The organism is Xanthomonas indica (assembly GCF_040529045.1).
GTDB classification, from domain to species: Bacteria; Pseudomonadota; Gammaproteobacteria; order Xanthomonadales; family Xanthomonadaceae; genus Xanthomonas_A; species Xanthomonas_A indica.
Genome location: NZ_CP131914.1, coordinates 1,617,879 through 1,637,154 on the forward strand (window position 1 = coordinate 1,617,879; position 19,276 = coordinate 1,637,154).

General features: G+C 70.0%; 19 protein-coding genes and 1 pseudogene. 10 read left to right on the forward strand and 10 right to left on the reverse strand.

What is annotated here, in order from left to right; all coding sequences use genetic code 11:
• The first annotated feature begins 39 nt into the window (after window positions 1–39).
• The 7 genes from Q7W82_RS06885 to Q7W82_RS06915 all read left to right on the forward strand — a co-directional run bounded on the left by Q7W82_RS06885 (window position 40) and on the right by Q7W82_RS06915 (window position 5,798).
• Window positions 40–789, forward strand: a complete 750-nt coding sequence (locus Q7W82_RS06885) for a TerC family protein (protein ID WP_019796876.1) — start codon at window positions 40–42, stop codon at window positions 787–789.
• A 74-nt stretch (window positions 790–863) separates the two neighbouring features.
• A complete protein-coding gene (locus Q7W82_RS06890; RefSeq protein ID WP_242160725.1) occupies window positions 864–1,496 on the forward strand; it encodes a LemA family protein in 633 nt (210 codons plus the stop codon).
• Between the two features lie 123 nt (window positions 1,497–1,619).
• Window positions 1,620–2,507 carry a TPM domain-containing protein gene (locus Q7W82_RS06895; RefSeq protein WP_242160741.1) on the forward strand — a complete coding sequence of 296 codons (888 nt, stop codon included), beginning with the start codon at window positions 1,620–1,622 and terminating at the stop codon, window positions 2,505–2,507.
• Window positions 2,507–2,998: a TPM domain-containing protein gene (locus Q7W82_RS06900; protein ID WP_242160726.1), complete on the forward strand. Its 492-nt coding sequence runs from the start codon at window positions 2,507–2,509 to the stop codon at window positions 2,996–2,998. Before Q7W82_RS06895 ends, Q7W82_RS06900 begins: the two co-directional genes overlap by 1 nt.
• Window positions 2,999–3,499: 501 nt before the next feature.
• Entirely contained in the window at window positions 3,500–4,408 is a 909-nt protein-coding gene (lgt, locus tag Q7W82_RS06905; RefSeq protein WP_242160727.1) for a prolipoprotein diacylglyceryl transferase, read from the forward strand.
• Window positions 4,405–5,199 (forward strand): thymidylate synthase, encoded by a 795-nt coding sequence (locus tag Q7W82_RS06910; protein WP_242160728.1) that lies wholly within the window; start codon window positions 4,405–4,407, stop codon window positions 5,197–5,199. Before lgt ends, Q7W82_RS06910 begins: the two co-directional genes overlap by 4 nt.
• 92 nt (window positions 5,200–5,291) lie before the next feature.
• Entirely contained in the window at window positions 5,292–5,798 is a 507-nt protein-coding gene (locus Q7W82_RS06915) for a dihydrofolate reductase (RefSeq protein WP_242160742.1), read from the forward strand.
• Window positions 5,799–5,962: 164 nt separating this feature from the next.
• On the opposite strand, the pseudogene Q7W82_RS06920 reads toward Q7W82_RS06915, so the two are convergent.
• The 9 genes and pseudogenes from Q7W82_RS06920 to Q7W82_RS06960 form a co-directional block, all read right to left on the reverse strand.
• Window positions 5,963–6,823 (reverse strand): annotated as a pseudogene (locus tag Q7W82_RS06920) (symmetrical bis(5'-nucleosyl)-tetraphosphatase); the annotation flags it as partial.
• Entirely contained in the window at window positions 6,823–7,206 is a 384-nt protein-coding gene (gene apaG / locus Q7W82_RS06925; protein WP_010340000.1) for a Co2+/Mg2+ efflux protein ApaG, read from the reverse strand. The pseudogene Q7W82_RS06920 and the gene apaG, both read right to left, overlap by 1 nt.
• Before the next feature lie 328 nt (window positions 7,207–7,534).
• Complete coding sequence (gene rsmA, locus Q7W82_RS06930; protein ID WP_242081726.1) at window positions 7,535–8,329, reverse strand: 16S rRNA (adenine(1518)-N(6)/adenine(1519)-N(6))-dimethyltransferase RsmA; 795 nt, start codon at window positions 8,327–8,329, stop codon at window positions 7,535–7,537.
• A 124-nt stretch (window positions 8,330–8,453) separates the two neighbouring features.
• On the reverse strand, window positions 8,454–9,431 hold the full coding sequence (gene pdxA / locus Q7W82_RS06935; RefSeq protein ID WP_242160265.1) for a 4-hydroxythreonine-4-phosphate dehydrogenase PdxA: 978 nt from the start codon (window positions 9,429–9,431) through the stop codon (window positions 8,454–8,456).
• 3 nt (window positions 9,432–9,434) lie between these two features.
• Window positions 9,435–10,796 carry a peptidylprolyl isomerase gene (locus Q7W82_RS06940; RefSeq protein ID WP_242081725.1) on the reverse strand — a complete coding sequence of 454 codons (1,362 nt, stop codon included), beginning with the start codon at window positions 10,794–10,796 and terminating at the stop codon, window positions 9,435–9,437.
• Window positions 10,793–13,144 (reverse strand): LPS-assembly protein LptD, encoded by a 2,352-nt coding sequence (gene lptD, locus Q7W82_RS06945; RefSeq protein WP_242160266.1) that lies wholly within the window; start codon window positions 13,142–13,144, stop codon window positions 10,793–10,795. The genes Q7W82_RS06940 and lptD overlap by 4 nt, the downstream gene beginning before the upstream one ends.
• Before the next feature lie 195 nt (window positions 13,145–13,339).
• A complete protein-coding gene (locus Q7W82_RS06950; protein ID WP_242160267.1) occupies window positions 13,340–14,245 on the reverse strand; it encodes a histone deacetylase family protein in 906 nt (301 codons plus the stop codon).
• Window positions 14,246–14,268: 23 nt separating this feature from the next.
• Entirely contained in the window at window positions 14,269–14,823 is a 555-nt protein-coding gene (locus Q7W82_RS06955; RefSeq protein WP_242160268.1) for a cob(I)yrinic acid a,c-diamide adenosyltransferase, read from the reverse strand.
• A gap of 5 nt (window positions 14,824–14,828) precedes the next feature.
• Window positions 14,829–15,413, reverse strand: a complete 585-nt coding sequence (locus tag Q7W82_RS06960; RefSeq protein WP_242160269.1) for a hypothetical protein — start codon at window positions 15,411–15,413, stop codon at window positions 14,829–14,831.
• A 142-nt stretch (window positions 15,414–15,555) separates the two neighbouring features.
• Between Q7W82_RS06960 and ubiH the strand changes: the two genes are divergently transcribed.
• The 3 genes from ubiH (at window position 15,556) to comJ (ending at window position 18,646) form a co-directional block, all read left to right on the forward strand.
• Window positions 15,556–16,770, forward strand: coding sequence for a 2-octaprenyl-6-methoxyphenyl hydroxylase (ubiH, locus tag Q7W82_RS06965; RefSeq protein ID WP_242160270.1), 1,215 nt, complete (start codon window positions 15,556–15,558; stop codon window positions 16,768–16,770).
• The gene (locus tag Q7W82_RS06970) at window positions 16,767–17,945 is read left to right on the forward strand and encodes a UbiH/UbiF family hydroxylase (protein WP_242160271.1); all 1,179 of its coding nucleotides are present in this window, start codon (window positions 16,767–16,769) and stop codon (window positions 17,943–17,945) included. Before ubiH ends, Q7W82_RS06970 begins: the two co-directional genes overlap by 4 nt.
• A 221-nt stretch (window positions 17,946–18,166) precedes the next feature.
• Complete coding sequence (gene comJ, locus Q7W82_RS06975; protein ID WP_242160272.1) at window positions 18,167–18,646, forward strand: competence protein ComJ; 480 nt, start codon at window positions 18,167–18,169, stop codon at window positions 18,644–18,646.
• 220 nt (window positions 18,647–18,866) lie between these two features.
• Here the strand turns inward: comJ and Q7W82_RS06980 are convergent, their stop codons facing one another.
• Window positions 18,867–19,187: a hypothetical protein gene (locus tag Q7W82_RS06980; RefSeq protein ID WP_242160273.1), complete on the reverse strand. Its 321-nt coding sequence runs from the start codon at window positions 19,185–19,187 to the stop codon at window positions 18,867–18,869.
• Between the last annotated feature and the right edge of the window lie 89 nt (window positions 19,188–19,276).

Below are 19,276 nucleotides of genomic sequence, written 5' to 3' on the forward strand. Positions count from 1 at the left end.
TCGCCGCCCGTTTCTTCTTCTGTTAAAGGACCCGACACCATGGCCCTCGAGTTTCTCGCCGACCCCAACACCTGGCTGACGCTGTTGACGCTGAGTGCGTTGGAGATCGTGCTGGGCATCGACAACCTGGTGTTCATCTCCATCGCGGTGGGCAAGCTGCCGGAAGCGCAACGACCGGCCGCGCGCAAGTTCGGCATCGCCGTGGCCTGCCTGACCCGCATCGCGCTGCTGGTATCGCTGGCGTTCCTGGCGCGCATGCAGGGCGAGCTGTTCAGCGTCGCCGGCATGGGGATCTCGATCCGTGACCTGGTGCTGATCATCGGCGGCCTGTTCCTGCTGGTGAAGGGCACCATGGAGATCCGCGAACTGATCACCGGCGGCGAGGACGAAGACCCCACCACCAGCAAGGCCTCGGGCGTGTTCTGGATGGTGATCGCGCAGATCGCGGTGATCGACATCGTGTTCTCGCTGGATTCGGTGATCACCGCGGTGGGCATGGCCCAGCACATCCCGGTGATGATCGCCGCGGTGCTGCTGGCGGTGGCGGTGATGCTGCTGGCGGCCAACCCGCTGGGCCGCTTCATCGACGCCAACCCGACGGTGAAGATGCTGGCGCTGGCCTTCATCCTGATGATCGGCGTGGTGCTGATCCTGGATGGCCTGGACGTGCACGTGCCCAAGCCCTACATCTACGCGGCGATGGGCTTCTCGGTGCTGGTGGAGTGGCTGAACCTGCTGATGCGCCGGCGCGCCGCGGCGCACCAGGTGCCCGGCGCCGGCAAGTGGTGAGCCACGGCTGAGGTCGGCTGCGTTTTCACCGGCGGCGTGGCAAGCTGCGCGCAGTCATCTGCCGGAGTCCTCGCATGCGCCTGTTGTCCCGCTCCCTGTTCCTGGCCGCGCTGGCGGTGTTGCTGTCCGGCTGCGGCTACAACGCGATCCAGCAGAAGGACCAGGCGGTCAAGGCCGGCTGGTCGGAAGTGCTGAACCAGTACAAGCGCCGCGCCGACCTGGTGCCGAACCTGGTCAACACGGTCAAGGGCTATGCCGACCAGGAGCGGCAGGTGCTGACCGACGTGACCAACGCCCGCGCCCGCGTCGGCCAGGTGCAGGTCAACGCCGACGATGCCGCCTCGCTGCAGCAGTTCCAGCAGGCGCAGGGCCAGTTGTCCAGCGCGCTGTCGCGGCTGCTGGTGGTCAGCGAGAACTACCCGAACCTGAAATCTGACCAGGCCTTCCGCGACCTGCAGGCGCAACTGGAAGGCACCGAGAATCGCATCACCGTGGCGCGTGGCCGCTACATCCAGGCGGTGCAGGACTACAACACCTACATCCTGTCGTTCCCGCAGGTGCTCACCGCCAAGCTGTTCGGCTACAAGGAGAAGCCCAACTTTTCGGTGGAGAACGAGGCGCAGATCTCCGAGGCGCCGGCGGTGAACTTCGGCGGCCAGCCGGCGTCCGCGCCGCAGCAGCCGCAGCAGCCGGCACCGGCGCAGTAAGCGTCGCTGCAGGCCGGCCCGACCGTGCGTTTCACCTCCGAGGCTGAGCGCGCCGGCGCACCGACGGCGTCGTGTGGTGGCACCCGCGCTGCGGCCGGCCGTCGGCACGTCTGCGTCTGGCTGGTGCTGCTGCTGGCGCTGTTGCCGTGGCTGGCCTGGGCGCAGACCGAGGCGCCGATCCCGCCGCTGGATGCGCCGGTGGTGGACACCACCGGCACGCTGACGCCGAACCAGCGCCTGGAGCTGGACCGGCAGGCCGTGCAACTGCAGCAGCGCAAGGGCAGCCAGTTGCAGGTGCTGGTGGTGCCGAGCACCGCGCCGGAGAGCATCGAGCAGTACACCCAGCGCGTGTTCGACCAGTGGAAGCTCGGCCGCAAGGGCGTGGACGACGGTGTACTGCTGGTGGTGGCCAAGGACGACCGGCGCGTGCGCATCCAGCCCGGCTACGGCCTGGAGGGCGCGATTCCCGACGCCACCGCCAACCGCATCATCCAGGAGTACCTGGTGCCGCGCTTCCGCGCCGGCGACTACAGCGGCGGGATTGCCGAAGCGACCGCGATGCTGGTCAAGCTGATCGACGGCGAGGCGTTGCCGGCGCCGGTGAGTGCGCATGCCTCGGCCTCGCGCGGCGGCGGCCTGGGATTCGGGTTCTTCGCCGGCCTGTTCGCGGCGCTGGTCGCGCAGGTGCTGTTCGCGCGGCTGTCGCGGCCTGTGCGCGGTGTGCTGAGCGGCGTGGTCGGCGGTGGCGTCGGCCTGGTGCTGAGCCTGTCGCTGTTCGTCGGTGCGCTGACCGGGGCGATCGGCCTGTTGCTGGGCCTGTTCGTCGGGATCGCGCCGGGCCGCTCGGCTGGCGGTGGCGGTTGGGGCGGCTGGGGCGGCGGCGGTTGGGGAGGCGGCGGCTTCGGCGGTGGCTGGGGCGGCGGTGGCGGAGGAAGTTGGGGCGGCGGTGGAGGCGGCTGGGGCGGCGGCGGGGGCAGTTCCGGAGGCGGTGGCGCCTCGGGGAGTTGGTGATGCGCCTGCTCCGGCACCTGTTCGCGCCATCCGCGCAGCGCCTGTTCCCTGGGGCCAGCCTGGAGCGCATCGGCGCGGCGATCGCAGACGGCGAGCGGCTGCACAGCGGGCAGGTGATGTTCGCGGTGGAGTCGGGCCTGGCGCCGGCGCAGGTGCTGCGCGGCATGGTGCCGCGGCTGCGCGCCGAGCAGGCCTTCGCGCAGTTGCGCACCTGGGATACCGAGGCCAACAACGGCGTGCTGATCTACCTGCTGCTGGCCGACCACCACATCGAGATCGTCGCCGACCGCGGCCTGCGTGGGCGGGTGGACGCGGCGCAGTGGCGCCAGGTCTGCGCGCTGATCGAGCGCGACATGCGCGCCGGGCAGCCGGAGCAGGCGGTGATCGCTGGCGTCGGCGCAGTCTCGGCGCTGCTGGCCGCGCACTTCCCGGCGCAGCCGGGCCAGCAAGGCGAGAACGAATTGCCGAATCTGCCGCGGGTGCTGGATTGAGCGCCTGGAGTCTGGGTGTGTTCTGCCGCTAGATGACACGCGGCGTTTTGGCGTCGATGTGGCGGACAAGGAGGCCTGGCTTCCGTAGGTATGCGGCGAGTGCGGATGCTGCCCTCATGTTGTCGATCCAAGCCATTTGCTTGGTCGGGGTTTCCGCACCGGACTCGCGGCCGATGCATCCCTCCCGTAGGAGCGGCTTCAGCCGCGACGGGCCTTCCCGGTAAAGCCCGTCGCGGCTGAAGCCGCTCCTACGGGAGGGCGCAACGTGTCTGAGTGTGCAGCGGTGACACGCGCAGTCGGCGGTGGAGGTATGCGCCTGCCGGCAGATGAGGCGCCACCCCGCTGTGCCGTCCGCAATCGCGGCAAGTAGCGGAGTCGGTGGCAGACGCGTGCGCCTGCCGGCAGATGAAGCGCTACCCCGCTGTACTGTCCGCAAATCGCGGCAAGTAGCGGAGTCGGTGGCAGAATAGGCGCTCTTTGCCCCCCGGCCGACGCCTGCGCATGACCTATCTCCACCAGATCGATCCCATCGCCTTCTCGTTCGGTCCGGTGAAGGTGCATTGGTACGGGCTGATGTATCTGGCCGGCTTCCTCTCGGCCTGGTGGCTGGGCCGCCGCCGCATCCGCGCCGGTCGCCTGCCCGGGGTGAACGAGGAGGGCTTTTCCGATCTGCTGTTCTACGCGATGCTCGGCGTGGTGCTGGGCGGGCGCATCGGCTACATGCTCTTCTACGCGCTGTCCGATTTCCTGGCCAATCCGCTGCTGATCTTCAAGGTGTGGGACGGCGGCATGAGCTTCCACGGCGGGCTGCTGGGCGTGCTGGCGGCCTGCCTGTGGTGGACGCGCAAGGCGCGCCTGCATTTCTTCGACACCGTGGATTTCATCGCGCCGCTGGTGCCGCTGGGCCTGGGCTTCGGCCGCATCGGCAATTTCGTCGGCGGCGAGTTGTGGGGCAAGTTGACCCACGCCGGCTGGGGCGTGATCTTCCCGCACGCGCCAGCGACGGATGGGGTGGCCAACGCACCGGCGCTGGAGAGCCTGATGAGCGCCGCGCAACTGCAGCAGCAATACGCCGCGGGCCTGCTGGACCGTTACGCCCGCCATCCGTCGCAGCTGTACGAAGCGGCGCTGGAAGGCCTGGTGATGTTCGTGGTGCTGTGGACGTTCTCGATGAAGCCGCGCGCGCGCTATGCGGTGTCCGGCCTGTTCGCGCTGCTGTACGGCGTGTTCCGCTTCGCCGTGGAATTCGTGCGCGTGCCGGATGCGCAGCTCGGCTACCTGGCGTTCCATTGGCTGACCCGCGGGCAGCAGCTGAGCATTCCGCTGATCCTGTTGGGCGTGTTCCTGTTGTGGCGCTCGCGCAGCGCGCCGGTGCTGCAGCCGGTGCCGCCGCCGGAGGTGACCAAGTGAAGCAATACCTGGACCTGCTGCAGCACGTGCTGGAGCATGGCGCGGAGAAATCCGATCGCACCGGCACCGGCACGCGCAGCGTGTTCGGCTGGCAGATGCGTTTCGACCTCAACGACGGCTTCCCCCTGGTCACCACCAAGAAGCTGCACCTGCGCTCGATCGTGCACGAGCTGCTGTGGTTCCTGAAGGGCGAGACCAACATCGCCTATCTCAAGGACAACAAGGTCAGCATCTGGGACGAGTGGGCCGATGCGCAGGGCGAACTCGGTCCAGTGTACGGCAAGCAGTGGCGGCGCTGGACCGGTGCCGACGGCCGCGAGATCGACCAGATGCAGTGGCTGGTGGACGAGATCAAGCGCAATCCGGATTCGCGGCGGCTGGTGGTCAGCGCCTGGAACGTGGCCGAATTGCCGCAGATGGCGCTGATGCCGTGCCACAGCCTGTTCCAGTTCTATGTGGTCGACGGCAAGCTCAGTTGCCAGCTGTACCAGCGCAGCGGCGACATCTTCCTCGGCGTGCCGTTCAACATCGCCAGCTACGCGCTGCTGACCCACATGGTGGCGCAGGCCACCGGCCTGGGCGTGGGCGATTTCGTGCACACGCTGGGCGATGCGCACCTGTACTCCAACCATTTCGAACAGGCGCGCGAACAACTGGCGCGCACGCCGCGGCCGTTGCCGCGGTTGCGGCTGAATCCTGAGGTCACCGATCTGTTCGCTTTCACCTACGACGACATCGCCATCGAGGGCTACGACCCGCATCCGGCGATCAAGGCGCCGGTGGCGGTGTGAACGGCAGCCGGGAATCGGGAGTGGGGAATCGGGAATCGGCGAGCGCCGCCGTCGTGACAGGGACGGATGCGGCGCCGTCTACGCGCCCCTCGCTGCAGTTGAGCCTGATTGCGGCGCTGGACCGGGCCAATGCGATCGGCCGCGACAACGATCTGCCGTGGCGCCTGCCGGACGATCTCAAGCGGTTCAAGGCGCTGACCCTGGGCAAGCCGGTGCTGATGGGGCGCAAGACCGCGCAGTCGCTGGGGCGCGCGTTGCCCGGGCGCTTGAACCTGGTGATGACCCGTTCCGGGCAGGTGCCGTTCGCGGACATGCAGGCGGTGGCGTCGCTGCAGGCGGCGATCGACGCCGCGCGCGAGGCCGGCGCCACGGAACTGGCGGTGATCGGCGGCGGCGACATCTTCGCCCTGGCCCTGCCGTTGGCCGAGGTGCTGTACCTGACCCATGTCGACACCGTGGTCGACGGCGCCGATGCGCATTTCCCCGCGTTCAATCCGGCGCACTGGGCGGTGGTGGCGCGGCAAGCGCATCCGGCCGATGCGCGGCATGCACTGGCCTTCGAATTCGTGGACTACCGGCGCCGGTCTGGCGCGGTGTAGGCGCCGCCAGACGTTCGTAGGAGCGGCTTCAGCCGCGACGGGCATTCCCGGGAACGCCTGTCGCGGCTGAAGCCGCTCCTACGACATCGCGACGTGGCGCGCGGGTCTCACTCCTGCTCGGGCGCAGATGCGGCCGGCGCCTGGCCACGGTTTGATGCGCCGCGCCGCCGCGGCGTGCCGCTGCGCGCCGCTGGCGGCGGTCCCTGCACCGGGCGGCCGGGGACCTGCACGACCTGCAGGTCCTCGCTGTCCAGGCGCAGCGCGGTGAGCTTGCCGCCCCAGACCGCGCCGGTGTCGATCGCGTGCACGCCCTGGGTGATGGTCAGGCCCAGCGTCGACCAGTGCCCGCAGACGATCTTCAGGTCGCGCTCGACCCGTCCCGGCACCTCGAACCAGGGGTACAGGCCCTGCGCCTGAGTGCCGGGTGTGCCCTTTTCCTCGATCGCGATGCGCCCGCGCGGGGTGCAGTAGCGGGCGCGGGTGAACAGGTTGATGATCGCGCGCGAGCGGTCGTAGCCGGTGAGGCCCGGCGACCATGCCGGGCGGTCGCCGTACATGTTGCGGAACAGCTTGCGGTAGCCATTGCCGTGCAACTGCTGCTCGACCTCGCGCGCATGCTTCTCGGCCAGCGCGGTGGTCCACTTCGGCGCCAGGCCGGCGTGGATCATCATCCAGCCGAGCTCGCGGTCGGCGTGCAGCAGCTTCTGCATGCGCAACCAGGTCAGCAGTTCGTCGCGGTCCTCGGCCAGCACGATGCGCTGCAGGTCCGGATTGACCTTGCGCTGTTCGTCCGGGCTGCGCTCGCCGATCGCCAGCAGCGACAGGTCGTGGTTGCCCAGCACCACCACGCTGTGTTCGCGCAGCGAGTGCACCAGGCGCAGGGTTTCCAGCGACTGCCCGCCGCGGTTGACCAGGTCGCCGCAGAACCACAGCCGGTCCACTGCCGGATCGAAGCGGATCTTCTCCAGCAACTGCTGGGTGATGTCGTAGCAACCCTGCAGGTCGCCGATCGCCCAGACCGCCATCAGTGCAGGGTCCGCGGCACGGACAGCACGAACGGCGCGATCGCGGCGATGAAGTGGGTGCCGTCGTCGGCCTCCATGTCGTAGTGGCCGCGCATCGTGCCGTGCTCGGTCTCGAGCACCAGCCCGGAGGTGTAGCGGAAATCCTCGCCCGGGCGCAGCCGCGGCTGTTCGCCGACCACGCCGTCGCCGTCCACGCGCTCAATGCGGCCGTTGCCGTCGGTGATCTCCCAATGCCGGGCGATCAGGCGCGCGGCGACGCGGCCGCGGTTGTGGATGCGGATCGTGTAGGCGAACGTGTAGCGTCCGTCCTCCGGCGCCGATTGGTCGTCGAGGAATCGGGGCGACACTTCGACCTCGATCCGATAGGGGGCGTCATCGTTCATCCCCACAGTTTAGAGCGTGTTTTGCCGTTTGAGGCGAGATGCGTCAACGGTTGTCACTGCCAGGCGGCTGGCGCGCGGCAGCGGTCCTGGCTGCCGCCTGCGCGAGCCGCCGTGCGGGCCTGTTGTTGCCGTGGGCAGTGTGCAGAAGGGCCGTTGGAGTGACGGTGCGTGTTGTGCGGCTTGCCATGCTGGGGCGGCGAGGCGGTGCCGTCCTCGCCATGTCTACGGCGCGGGTCGGCGACGCCTGCGCCAGCCTGCAAGGAGCCCAGTAACGCGCGCGCAGAGGTTCGCACCACGCATGCATGCGCGCGCCGCGCGGGACGTCCGCTCAGGCTTGCGCGCTATTTGCCAGGCGGACGAAGTCGGCGACCTCGAGTTGCTCGGCGCGCGCGTCCGGGCGCACGCCCGCGGCCTCGAACTGCGCGGCATCGCAGACCCCGTTCAAGGCGTTGCGCAGGGTCTTGCGGCGCTGCCCGAATGCGGCGCGGACCACATCGGCGAAGCGCTTGGGATCGGCGATGCCCACCGTCTGCGGCGGCCGCGGCACCAGCCGCACCACGGCCGAATCCACCTTCGGCGGCGGCCGGAACGCGCCCGGCGGCACCACGAACAGCGAGGTCACCTCGCAGTAGGCCTGCAGCATCACGCTGAGCCGGCCGTAGACCTTGCTGCCAGGGTCGGCGGCCATGCGGTCGACCACTTCCTTCTGCAGCATGAAGTGCATGTCGGCGATCGCCGCGGCGTGGTCCAGCGCATGGAACAGGATCGGCGAGGAAATGTTGTAGGGCAGGTTGCCGACCAGGCGGATGGGCGCGCCCTCGGCCAGGGCGGCGAAATCCACCGACAGCACGTCGCGGTTGAGGATGGTCAGTTCGCCGACGCCGGCGGCCGCCGCGGTCAGCGGCGCGATCAGGTCGCGGTCGAATTCGATCACGGTCAGCTGGCCGTGCCGGCGCAGCAGCGGGAAGGTGATCGCGCCCTGGCCGGGGCCGATCTCGACCAGCCGGTCGCCCGGCTTGGGGTCGACTGCGCGCACGATGCTGTCGATGTAGTGGCGGTCGCTGAGGAAGTGCTGGCCAAGGGATTTCTTGGCCGGGGCGCCGAAGCCGGGAGAGGAAGTCATGCGGGGCATTTTATCGGCATGCACGGGGTGGCGCGCGCATGCGGCGACGTAGCAGCGGCGTTGGCCGCGACCGGCATCATCGGGAACGTCGGGGTGCGGCAGATCGGCGAACGCCGTTCGGGCCCTAGGACTGCGCGCGGCGTGCGGCCAGTTGCGCACACAGCGCGGTGGCGGCAAACAGGCTGGACGGGTCGGCCACGCCGCGGCCGGCCAGCTCCAGCGCGGTGCCGTGGTCGACCGCGATGCGCGGGTAGGGCAGGCCCAGGGTCAGGTTCACCGCCTGCTCGAATCCGCTGTACTTGAGCACCGGCAGGCCCTGGTCGTGGTACATCGCCAGCACCGCGTCCACGGTCGCCAGCTTCTGCGGCAGGAACGCGGTATCGGCCGGCAGCGGGCCGAGCAGGCGCATGCCCTCCGCGCGCAAGGCGTCCAGCACCGGTTGCATCACCTGGATCTCCTCGAGGCCCAGGTGCCCATCCTCGCCGGCATGCGGATTCAGCCCCAGCACCGCGATGGTCGGGGTGGCGATGCCGAACTCACGGCGCAAGGCGGCCTCGGTGATGCGCAGGCTGCGTTCCAGCACGGCCGACGTGAGCGCATCGGCGACCGCGCGCAGCGGCAGATGGGTCGTGACCAGGGCCACGCGCACGATGGCGTTGGCCAGCATCATCACCACTTCGCGGCCGGCGTGCTGGGCCAGCAACTCGGTGGTGCCGGTGTAGGCGATGCCGCCGGCGTTGATCGCGGCCTTGTGCACCGGGCCGGTGACCATGCCGGCCAGTTCGCCGCTCAGGCAGGCATCGGCGGCCTGGGTCAGCGCAGCGATCACTGCCGCGGCATTGGCCGGCTCGGTCGCGCCGAAGCGGCTGGGCACGGCATTGGCGACCGTGCGCAGGCGCAGGTCGCCAGGGGCGAGGGCGGGGCTGGATTCGGGCAGCAACTGCAGCGGCAGCGCCAGCGCCGCGGCGGCGGCGCGCAAGGTGTCGGGATCGCCGAAGGCCAGGAGCTGGCAATCGTGACGCGGCTGTTGCGCCAGCCGCACGCACAGTTCCGGGCCGATCCCGCCCGGCTCGCCCGGCACCAGCGCGAGCGAGGGACGCATGGATCAGGGCTTGGCGGCGGGCGCCGGCGCCGGCGTGGCGGCCGGCGCAGTCGCGGCGTCGGTGTTGCCCACGCGCATGTCGACGTAGGCTTCGCCGCGCATTTCCTGCAGGAAGCGGTTGTATTCCTCTTCCAGCTTGCGGCGGCCGATGGTTTCGCGGACCTGGGCGCGCTGGGTGTCGCTGGTCACGTCGGTCTGGCGCTCGCCGACGCGCTGCACGATGTGCCAGCCGGCCTCGGTACGGAACGGCTGCGAGATCTGGCCGTCCTGCAGGCTCGCCACGTGCTGGCCGAAGTCCGGGCCGAACGCGTCGGCCGGGAACCAGCCCAGGTCGCCACCCTGGCTGCGGCTGTTGGTGTCTTCGGAGGCTTCCTTGGCCACGGCCTGGAAGTCGGCGCCGCCGGCGATGCGCGCACGCAGGGTCTCGATCTTGGCCTTGGCGGCCGCATCGGGCTGCGCGTCGTTGACCCGGATCAGGATGTGCCGGGCGTGGTACTCGGTGACCGTCTTCTTTTCCGGATTGGCCGAGGCATCGCGCACCTCGACCAGCTTCAGCAACTGGAAGCCGCTGGGGCCGCGCAGCGGGCCGACCACCTGGCCTGGCTTCATGTCGCGGATCAGCTGCGCGAACGCATTGGGGATTTCGTCGAGGCTGCGCCAGCCCAGGTCGCCGCCTTCCAGCGCGTTGGGGCTGTCGGAGTAGCGCACCGCGGCGGCGTTGAAGTCGATCTCGCCCTTGTCGATCAGGTTCTTGACCCCGTCGATCTTGCCCTGGGCGGTCTTGATCTGCTCGGCGGTCGCACCTTCCGGCAGGCCGACCAGGATGTGCGCCAGGTGGTACTGGGCGCCGGTGGTGGCCTGCTGCGCCAGCGCCGCGTCCACTTCGGCCTCGCTGACGTTGATGCGGCTCTGCGCGAAACTCTGGCGCAGGCGCTGCACGGTGATTTCGTCGCGCACCGAGTTGCGGAAGTCGGTGTAGGACATGCCGTCGGCGGCCAGCTTCTTGCGCAGGCCGTCCACATCGGTGCCGTTCTGCTGGGCGATGCTGGCGATGGCGCGGTTCAGCTCGTCGTCGCCGACGCGGATGCCGGTGCTGTTGGCGCGCGCGACCTGCAGCTTGACCAGGATCAGGCGCTCGAGCACCTGCCGCTGCAGCACGTTATCCGGCGGCAGCTGCGCCTCGCGGCCGGCATACTGTGCCTTCACGTTGCGCACGGCACGATCCAGCTCGCTCTGCAGCACGACATCCTCGTCGACCACCGCGGCGATGCGGTCCAGCGGTTGGGTTTGTTGCGCGGCGGCCGGAGCGGACACGCCGGCGACCGCCATCAGGGCGGCGAGAAAAACAGAAAGGGTCTTGGTCATGGAATCTGGTTCGGATCGTAAGCGTCCGGATCGGTCGTGGTGTTGCTGGGCGGGACCAAGTACAGGTCGTCGCGGTTGTAGCCGAGAATAGCACGGCGCAGAACGCGGTCCGTGTCCTGGCCCAGGGAGGACAGGCCCTTGAGCACGAACTCGATCTGGAACGCGGTATCCAGTGCGCCGGTGCGGTTGCGCACGTAGCGCCGCGCCAGCGCCCGTACCGCCAGGCAGCAGCTGTCCCACTGCACGCCGAGGATGCTCTCCAGCGGCTTCTTGTCCATCAGCGAGTAATAGTGCCGGCCGACCACGCTCCAGGTCGGGTTGATCGGGTACAGGAACGAGACGTCGGCCTGTTCCAGCAGATCGCGGCGATAGCGGTAGCCGATGTTGACGATGCCGTCGCCGGGCATCAGATAGCGCGCGCGGAAGCTGGCCAGGTCCTTGCGGTGGTACTTGGGATCCCACTGATAGGTGGCGCCCAGGGTCCAGCGGTCGTTGACCATATAGTTGGCATCGGCCACCCAGGCCGACTTGCCCTGCTCGATGGTGGTGTCGCTGTCCGGCAGGCTGACCCGCGAATCGCTGAAATACAGGATCTGGCCGAGGCTGACGGAGAGCTTCTCCTTGCCGTCGTCCTGGCGCAGCAGGCGCGAACTCAGCGCCATGGTCAGCTGGTTGGCGTCGTTCTGGCGATCGGCGCCGGTGTAGCGCGAATCGCGGAACAACTGGCCCCAGCTGAAGGTGAACTCGCGCGTATCGAAGATCGGCAGGTCGTTCTGGTCGCGGTACGGCGTGTACAGGTAGAACAGCCGCGGTTCCAGGGTCTGCAGATAGTTGGTGTTACCCCATTTGGTATCGCGGTCGAAGTACAGGCCCGCATCGACCGTGGCGATCGGCAGGCTGCGCGAGGGCGTGGTGTCGCCGCCGAGCGTGGCCGCCAGGTCCTTGTCCAGCTGATACGCGGTGTAGCGCCAGGCCAGGGTCGGCTTGAGGAACCAGGCGGCGCCGGCCAGCGGCATCGAGATGTAGGGCTTGAGGTCCAGGCGGCTGCCGCCGGGGCGCGGGGTGACCACGCCGGTGCGCTCGTAGGTGCCGTCGGTGGTTTTCTGGTGAATGTCGTCGTGCACGAAGCGCACGGCTTCGCTGTACAGGCCGGCTTCGAAGTAGTTGCCGAACGACTGGTCCCAGTTGAAGAAGGCGCGCGGCTGGCGGTTGTACGGCAGCGCGTCCTCGGTCAGGGTGTAGTCGGTCAGTTGCCAGCGGTCGGCCATCAGGCCTGCGGTCCAGGTCTCGCCGGTGCCATAGACGCCGATCGTGCTCTGGATGTTGGACACCGCATTGCCGAGCAGGCGGTTGGAGAAATCCTCGGTGTAGCGCTCGTCGCTGACCCAGGCCAGCGAGGCGCGTGCCTGCCACTGCGAATTGATGTTGTGGTAGCCCTGGTAGCTGAAGCGGCCGCGATCCTTGTCGCGCAGCTTGTCGTCGGGCAGGTAGGCGGCCTGCAGCTCGCCCTTGCCGCCCTCGTAGAGATAGCGGAATTCGCTGCCCAGCATCAGGCCGCGGCGGGCCATGAAGCGCGGATACAGGGTGGCATCGTAGTTGGGCGCCAGATTGAAGTAGTACGGCTGGGTGTAGTCGAAGCCGTTGCGGCTGGACATGCCGAGCGCCGGGAACAGGAAGCCGCTGGTACGACGATCGTCGATCGGGAACTTGAACCAGGGCGCATACAGCACCGGAAAGTTGTAAACCTTCAGGATCGCGTTGCGCGCGGTGCCGAAGCCCTCGTCGTTGTCGACGTCGATTTCCGGCGCGTGCAGTTCCCACACCCGCTGCGAGGGGTCGCAGGTGGTGTAGGTGGAGCGGTGCATCTGCCCCAGCGCGCCCTGCAGGTCGACCGAATCCGCCTTGCCGTTGCCGCGGCGGGCCAGCAGCTGGTAGCGGATGTTGGTGATCTTGTGGGTGTCGGTGTCCTGATTGCCTTCGGCGCGGTCGGCGATCATGCGGATCGACGAATCCTGGTAGCGCACATGCCCTTCGGCGATGTAGTTGCCGGTCTCGGTGTCCACCCGCAGGCTGTCGGTGCCCATGAACTGGTCGCCGCGCTTGAGCGCGACGTTGCCGGTGTAGTTCGGGATGGTGGTGGTGCCCGACAGCTGGTCGCCTTCGATATTGGTCGGCTGCTGGTCGCGGTTCTGCGCGAGCTTGGGGTCCGGCTGCTGCGCGTCGTCGAACTTGGGCAGCACGTCCGGGGTCGGGCACAGGCCCCAGTTCGGCGGCTTTTCAGCCGCCACGGCCGGCAGGCAGAGGGCGATACTGAACGGAAGAGGGAGCAGGCGAAGGGTTCGGCGCACGCGCGTCAGGTATCGGGCTAAAACGGTCGCTAGCTTGCCCCATCCCGTGCATAGGGGCAATGAAGGCGTCCCGGCGCCGGGGGGCGGGGTTCATCGGTGCCCAGGGTGGCGCCGTCCAGTTCCGGGCACGTCCGTCGGGCCTGGCCGGCGCCGCGCACTCACCGTGTGGCACTCCTTTGCCTGGATGACCTGCGCTCAGCGCAGCGCGTCGACGTGGGCGACGCTGCCCTCGCGCAGCGCCTGCAGGTCGTAGCCGCCTTCCAGCAGGGACACCACCCGGCCGCGCGCGTGCCGCTGCGCCACCGCGCGCAGTTCGGCGGTGATCCAGCCGAAGTCCTCGGTCTCCAGCATCAGGTCGGCCAGCGGGTCGCGCATGTGAGCGTCGAAGCCGGCCGAAATCAGCAGCAACTGCGGCTTGAAGGCGTCCAGCAGCGGCAGCATCTGGTCGGCCCAGGTGTTGCGGAAGCGGAAGCCGCCGCTGCCCGGCGGCAGCAGCGCGTTGTGCAGGTTGCCGACGCCGCGGTCGTGGACCCCGCCGGTGTGCGGGAACAGCCCGGACTGGTGGGTGCTGAGGTACTGCACCTTCGGCTCGCGCTCGAAGATCGCCTGCGTGCCGTTGCCGTGATGCACGTCGAAATCGACGATGGCGATCCGCTCCAGGCCATGCGCATCGCGGGCGTGGGCGGCGGCGACCGCGACGTTGTTGAACAGGCAGAAGCCCATCGCGGTGTCGGCTGTGGCGTGATGGCCGGGCGGGCGCACCGCACAGAACGCGGTGTCGCTGGCGCCGTGCATCACCGCGTCCACTGCGGCGACGCCGGCGCCGGCGGCGCGCAGCGCGGCGGCGCGCGAGCCGGGCGAGAGAACCGTGTCCACGTCGAGCATCTGCGGGCCGTCGAGGTCGGCCAGGACGCGGTCGATCAGGTCGCGCTCATGCACCCGGGCCAGGTCGCCGAGCTTGGCCAGCGGTGCCTCGCGCCATTCCAGCGCCGGAAAGGCGTCGCGCAGCGCGCTGGTCACCGCGTCCAGGCGCTCCGGCCGTTCCGGGTGTTCCGGCCCGGGCGCGTGCCCCAGGCAGGCAGGGTGGGTGTAGATCAGCATGCGCGCCGCGGCCCGGGCGTCGCTCAGGCCTGGCGCCGGTCGTGGCGCCACAGCACTTCGCCGTGGCCGTCGGCCCGTGCCAGCACCCGCGCCAGCACGAACAGCAGGTCGGAGAGCCGGTTGAGGTAGCGCACCGCTTCCGGGCGCACGGCGTCCTGGCGCGACAACGCCACCGTCTCGCGCTCGGCGCGGCGCACGATGGTGCGGGCCAGGTGGCAGCGCGCCGCGGCCTCGCCGCCGGCGGGCAGGATGAAGTCCTGCAGCGCCGGCAGGGTGTCGTTGTAGCGGTCCAGGTGCCGTTCCAGCGCGTCGATGTCGGCGGCCTGGATCGCGGCGTGGCCGGGGATGCACAGCTCGCCGCCAAGATCGAACAACTGGTGCTGGATCGCGGTCAGCAGCTGCCGCACGTCCTCGGCCAGCGGACAGGCCAGGACCACGCCGATCGCCGAGTTGGCTTCGTCCACGGTGCCGTAGGCGGCGACCCGCGCCGAGTCCTTGCCGACCCGGTTGCCGTCGCCCAGGCCGGTGCTGCCGTCGTCGCCGGTGCGGGTGTAGATCTTGGAGAGGCGGTTGCCCATCCCGGTCAGTGACCGACCGGCTGGCCGCGCTGGCCCAGTCGCGCCAGTTGCTCGACGCCGACCTGGATCGCCGCGGCCAGCGCCACGTACAGGCTGGCGCTGCCCAGGTACGGCAACAGCCAGTCGCTGTAGTTCTGCCACCAGCCGGCCAGGGTCGGGTTCGGCACGCTGCGGCTGACCCAGTAGAAGCTGCCCTGCGCCAGCAGGTGGCACAGCGCCACCGACACCAGCAGGCTGGCGGCGGCCAGGCCCAGGGCGCGCCAGTCGGCGCCGCGGTAGCGCCGCGCCAGCCAGGCGCCGCCGGCCCACAGCACGAAGTAGGCCGGGATCAGGCACCAGTAGGCCGGCGACACGCAGTAGTGCTGCCAGAAATCCAGGCCCTGGCCGCGGATGACCAGGTAGTCGACCAGCACCGCCAGCGCCATCAGCAGCGGGAATGCCCAGCGGGTCCAACTGCGTAGGTAGAAGCCGCCGACGAAGAACACCGCCCACGACGCGTCCGGGATCGCCCCGAAGTGGTTGATGCGGGTCGCGGCCAGCAGCGCGGCCAACAGCAGCAGGGCGGGGAGACGGTGGGCGGAAGGCGTCATGGCGGCGGGCACCGGTGCACGTAAGACCCAGGATTCTACTGGAAGCGCGGCGCGCGCGAGTGCCGTGCGCCGGGCCCGGGCGGGGGCGCACGCTGGGCGGCGCGCTCACCGGGCAGACGGGTGCGGGTCGTATCATGGCCGGATGAGCAAACGACATGACGTAGTGATCGTCGGCGGCGGCCTGGTCGGCGCCAGCCTGGCCATCGCCCTGGACCGGCTGGGGATCGACGTGGGCCTGGTCGAGGCCGCGCCGCCGGGCGCGTTGCCGCCGGTGTTCGACCAGCGCAACCTCAGCTTCGCCGCCGCCACGGTCAACGCGCTGGGCGCGCTCGGGGTGATGCAGCGGCTGCGCGCGCCGACCGGGCCGATTCGCCGTATTCATGTCAGCCGCGCGGGGGATTTCGGTCGGGTCCGGCTGGAGGCCGCCGACTACGGGCGCGAGGCCTTCGGCCAGGTGGTGGTCGCGCGCGACTTCGGCGAGGCGCTGGAGGCCAGTCTGGCCGCGACCACGCGGCTCACCCGCTATCGCCCGGCGCAGTTCGTGGCGCTGGAGGCCGACACCGAGGAGGGCGTACGCCGCCTGCGCATCGTGCACGACGGCAGCGAGCAGGTCCTGCACGCGCGCCTGCTGGTCGGTGCCGACGGCAGTGCCAGCGCGGTGCGCGAGGCCTTGGGCGTCGCCGCAACGCGCCACGATTTCCAGCAGACCCTGTTCGTAGCGCGGGTGCGCGGCAGCCGCCAGCCCGACGGCACCGCCTACGAGCGCTTCCGCGACGACGGCCCGACCGCACTGCTGCCGCGTGGCGACCGCCATTACGGCGCGATCCACGCCGTCGCCGCCGAGGACGCGGACGCGGTGGCCGCGCTGGACGAAGGCGCCTGGCTGCAGCGGCTGCAGGACGCGCTGGGCTGGCGCGTCGGCCGCCTGCTCGGCAGCGGCGAGCGCAGCGCCTACCCGATCGTGCAGGTGCTGGCCGAGCGGCTGACCGACGCGCGCGCGGTGCTGCTGGGCAATGCCGCGCAGACCTTGCACCCGCTGGGCGCGCAGGGCTTCAACCTGGGCCTGCGCGATGCGCTGACGCTGGCCGAACTGATCGAACGCGACGGCACCGACCCGGGCGCGCCGGCGCTGCTGCAGCAGTACGCGCAGCGCCGCGAGCAGGATCGCCAGCGCACGGTGGCGTTCTCCGGCGGACTGGCGCGGCTGACCGCCAATCCGACCCCGCTGCTGCGCCCGCTGCGCAGCCTGGGCCTGCTGGTGGCGGCGCAGGCCGCGCCGCTGCAGTCGTTCCTGGTCGGCGGCGCGATGGGGTTCCGCGGCGACGTGCCGCAGCTGTGCCGGGAGGCGCTCGCATGAGCCGGCGCGGTGTGCTGGACGTGGTGGTGGTCGGCGGCGGCGTGGTCGGCGCGGCCTGTGCGTTGGCCCTGGCCGGCGAAGGCCTGGCCGTGGCGCTGGTCGAGGGCCGCGAGCCGCCGCGCTGGTCGGCCGACACGCCGGACCTTCGCGTGTACGCCTTCGCCCCGGACAACGCGGCCCTGCTGCAGGGCCTCGGCGTCTGGCCGCAGGTGCTGGCGCAGCGCGCCAGCGCCTACCGGCGCATGCGCGTGTGGGATGCCGGTGGCGGTGGCGAACTGGCGTTCGACGCCGACGCCCTGGGCCGCGACCAGCTCGGCTGGATCGTCGAGCACAATCTATTGGTCGAACAGCTGTGGGCGGCGCTGCCGGCTGCCGGCGTGCAGGTGCATTGCCCGGCGCGGGTGGACGCGCTGGAGCCTTCGGCCGAGCGCGCGCGCCTGCGCCTGGACGACGGCAGTCGCCTGGACGCGCGCCTGGCGATCGCCGCCGACGGCGCCGATTCCACGTTGCGCGGGCTGGCCGGACTGGACGCGCCGGCGCACGACTACGGCCAGCGCGGCGTGGTCGCCTTCGTGCAGACCGAACACCCGCACCAGGACACCGCCTGGCAGCGCTTCCTGCCAGGCGGGCCGCTGGCGTTCCTGCCGTTCGCCGATGGCCGCAGCTCGATCGTGTGGACCCTGCCCGAGGCCGAGGCGGCGCGGGTGCTGGCGCTGGACGACGCGGCGTTCGGCGTCGAACTGACCCAGGCCTTCGGCGCCCGGCTGGGGGCGGTGCGCGCGCTGTCGCCGCGGCTGGGCTTCCCGCTGCGCCGGCAACTGGTGGAGGCCTACCAGCGCGGCCGCCTGCTGGTGCTGGGCGATGCCGCGCACGTAGTGCATCCGCTGGCCGGGCAGGGCGTCAACCTCGGCCTGCGCGACGTCGCCGCGCTGGCGGCGCTGGTGCGGCAGGCGCAGGCGCAGCGCGTGGACTGGGCGGCGCCGCAGCGGCTGGCGCGCTGGGCGCGCGGCCGTCGCAGCGACAACACCGTCGCCGCCTACGGCTTCGACGCGATCAACCGCCTGTTCTCCAACGACGAGCTGCACCTGACCCTGCTGCGCGGCCCGCTGCTGGGCCTGGCCGGCAAGCTGCCGCTGTTGATGCACGGTTTCTGGAAGCGCGCTTCCGGCGTGTGAGCGCACGCTTCGGCCGGACGCGGCGGCCGCAGGATTCGACCACGCGCCGAGCGGCGCCCGTCCCCTCATCCGCCCCTTCGGGGCACCTTCTCCCGGAGGGCGAAGGAAGCGCCAGCTTCGGCTGGTTTGCTTGAGCCCCTCTCCCCTCGGGAGAAGGGGTGGGGTGAGGGGAGGGCGCGAAGCGCAGCACGCAGGCCGCGTCCCTGCCATGGAGGATGACGATGCAAGACGCGACACAGACCGTGGATCTGTTGATTTCCCACAGCCAGCTGCAACTGCGCGCCCGCGCCTTCGACGAGGCGGCCTGCCGCTGGGGGCCGCGCAACCTGGAGCAGGGGGCAATCCTGCACCGCGATTACGTGGTGTTCGATCCGCTGCCCGAGGACGCGTTCGGCGCGCAGGTGCACGTGGTGCTGGCCACGACGTTCGCGCCCGACCCGCGCGCGCAGCGACGCATGCAGGTGCCATTCCGGGTGAATCCAAACGCGCGGGTGCAGGTGGCGTCTGCCGCCGAGGTCTTCGATGTGACCTTGCCGCTGCAGCCCGGCGACTACGCGCTGTATTACGAGGTCTGCGAAGGCGACGAGGTGTATTACCGGCTCACCCTGGTACCGGCGGGGCAGCCGGTGGCGGCGCGCTATCTGCTGGACGATCCCTGGGGCGGAACGCAGGATGCGCCGCTGCAGGACGGGACGCTTTAGCACGCGTCAGTGCGGAAGGCGAGGCAGGGCGGCAGGGAGCGTTTCGCGGGTGCGGCGCGGTGATCGGTGTAGCGGCGATAGCGCTGAAGCAGTCGGCAGTCGTGCTGATGGTGTCTGCGGCGTTGGCCGCTTCAGAAAACAATCGCGCCGCAGGCGGCAGGAAGGCCGCAGGCGGCGCGTGTGGTGGGAAGGACGCGGATCGGTCGACGCGTGGGTCGCGTCACGTCGACATCCAGCCTTCCAGGTCGGCCTTGCTCAGGCGGCCGTGGTGATGCACGTCGACGGCATCGAACTCGGCATACAGCGTGGGATCGGCCTTGGCCTCGGGGCGGCTGATGTAGCCGTCATGGTTGCGGTCGAGCTTGGCGAAATTGATGTGGTAGTCGCCAACGATCGAGTTCGGTTCGACCGAGGTGACATTGATGATCTGGCCGTTCTGGTGCAGGGTCACTTCGTCCGGCGCCGACTGCGCCATGGCCAGCGCCGGCGCGGCAAGCAGCGCGAACGCGAACGGGACGAGACGAGGAACGATGCGGTTCATGGCACGACTCCTGTTGCTGGGAAGGAGTCAAGAACATAGGCCTGGCCGAATTAATCGATGCTAAAAAATGCGGGCGTTCGCATCTGCGC

Excerpts from the sequence above, each read along its gene's own strand:
- Q7W82_RS06955 (WP_242160268.1), bottom strand. The coding sequence starts at position 14,823 with ATGGGCAACCGCCTCTCCAAGATCTACACCCGCACCGGCGACGACGGC.
- rsmA (WP_242081726.1), bottom strand. The coding sequence starts at position 8,329 with ATGACTTCCTCTCCCGGCTTCGGCGCCCCGGCCAAGAAATCCCTTGGC.
- pdxA (WP_242160265.1), bottom strand. The coding sequence starts at position 9,431 with ATGCGTCCCTCGCTCGCGCTGGTGCCGGGCGAGCCGGGCGGGATCGGC.
- Q7W82_RS06890 (WP_242160725.1), top strand. The coding sequence starts at position 864 with ATGCGCCTGTTGTCCCGCTCCCTGTTCCTGGCCGCGCTGGCGGTGTTG.
- Q7W82_RS06885 (WP_019796876.1), top strand. The coding sequence starts at position 40 with ATGGCCCTCGAGTTTCTCGCCGACCCCAACACCTGGCTGACGCTGTTG.
- Q7W82_RS06950 (WP_242160267.1), bottom strand. The coding sequence starts at position 14,245 with ATGCTGATCTACACCCACCCTGCCTGCCTGGGGCACGCGCCCGGGCCG.
- Q7W82_RS06980 (WP_242160273.1), bottom strand. The coding sequence starts at position 19,187 with ATGAACCGCATCGTTCCTCGTCTCGTCCCGTTCGCGTTCGCGCTGCTT.
- Q7W82_RS06960 (WP_242160269.1), bottom strand. The coding sequence starts at position 15,413 with ATGACGCCTTCCGCCCACCGTCTCCCCGCCCTGCTGCTGTTGGCCGCG.
- Q7W82_RS06900 (WP_242160726.1), top strand. The coding sequence starts at position 2,507 with ATGCGCCTGCTCCGGCACCTGTTCGCGCCATCCGCGCAGCGCCTGTTC.
- comJ (WP_242160272.1), top strand. The coding sequence starts at position 18,167 with ATGCAAGACGCGACACAGACCGTGGATCTGTTGATTTCCCACAGCCAG.
- apaG (WP_010340000.1), bottom strand. The coding sequence starts at position 7,206 with ATGAACGATGACGCCCCCTATCGGATCGAGGTCGAAGTGTCGCCCCGA.
- Q7W82_RS06940 (WP_242081725.1), bottom strand. The coding sequence starts at position 10,796 with ATGACCAAGACCCTTTCTGTTTTTCTCGCCGCCCTGATGGCGGTCGCC.
- lgt (WP_242160727.1), top strand. The coding sequence starts at position 3,500 with ATGACCTATCTCCACCAGATCGATCCCATCGCCTTCTCGTTCGGTCCG.
- Q7W82_RS06970 (WP_242160271.1), top strand. The coding sequence starts at position 16,767 with ATGAGCCGGCGCGGTGTGCTGGACGTGGTGGTGGTCGGCGGCGGCGTG.
- ubiH (WP_242160270.1), top strand. The coding sequence starts at position 15,556 with ATGAGCAAACGACATGACGTAGTGATCGTCGGCGGCGGCCTGGTCGGC.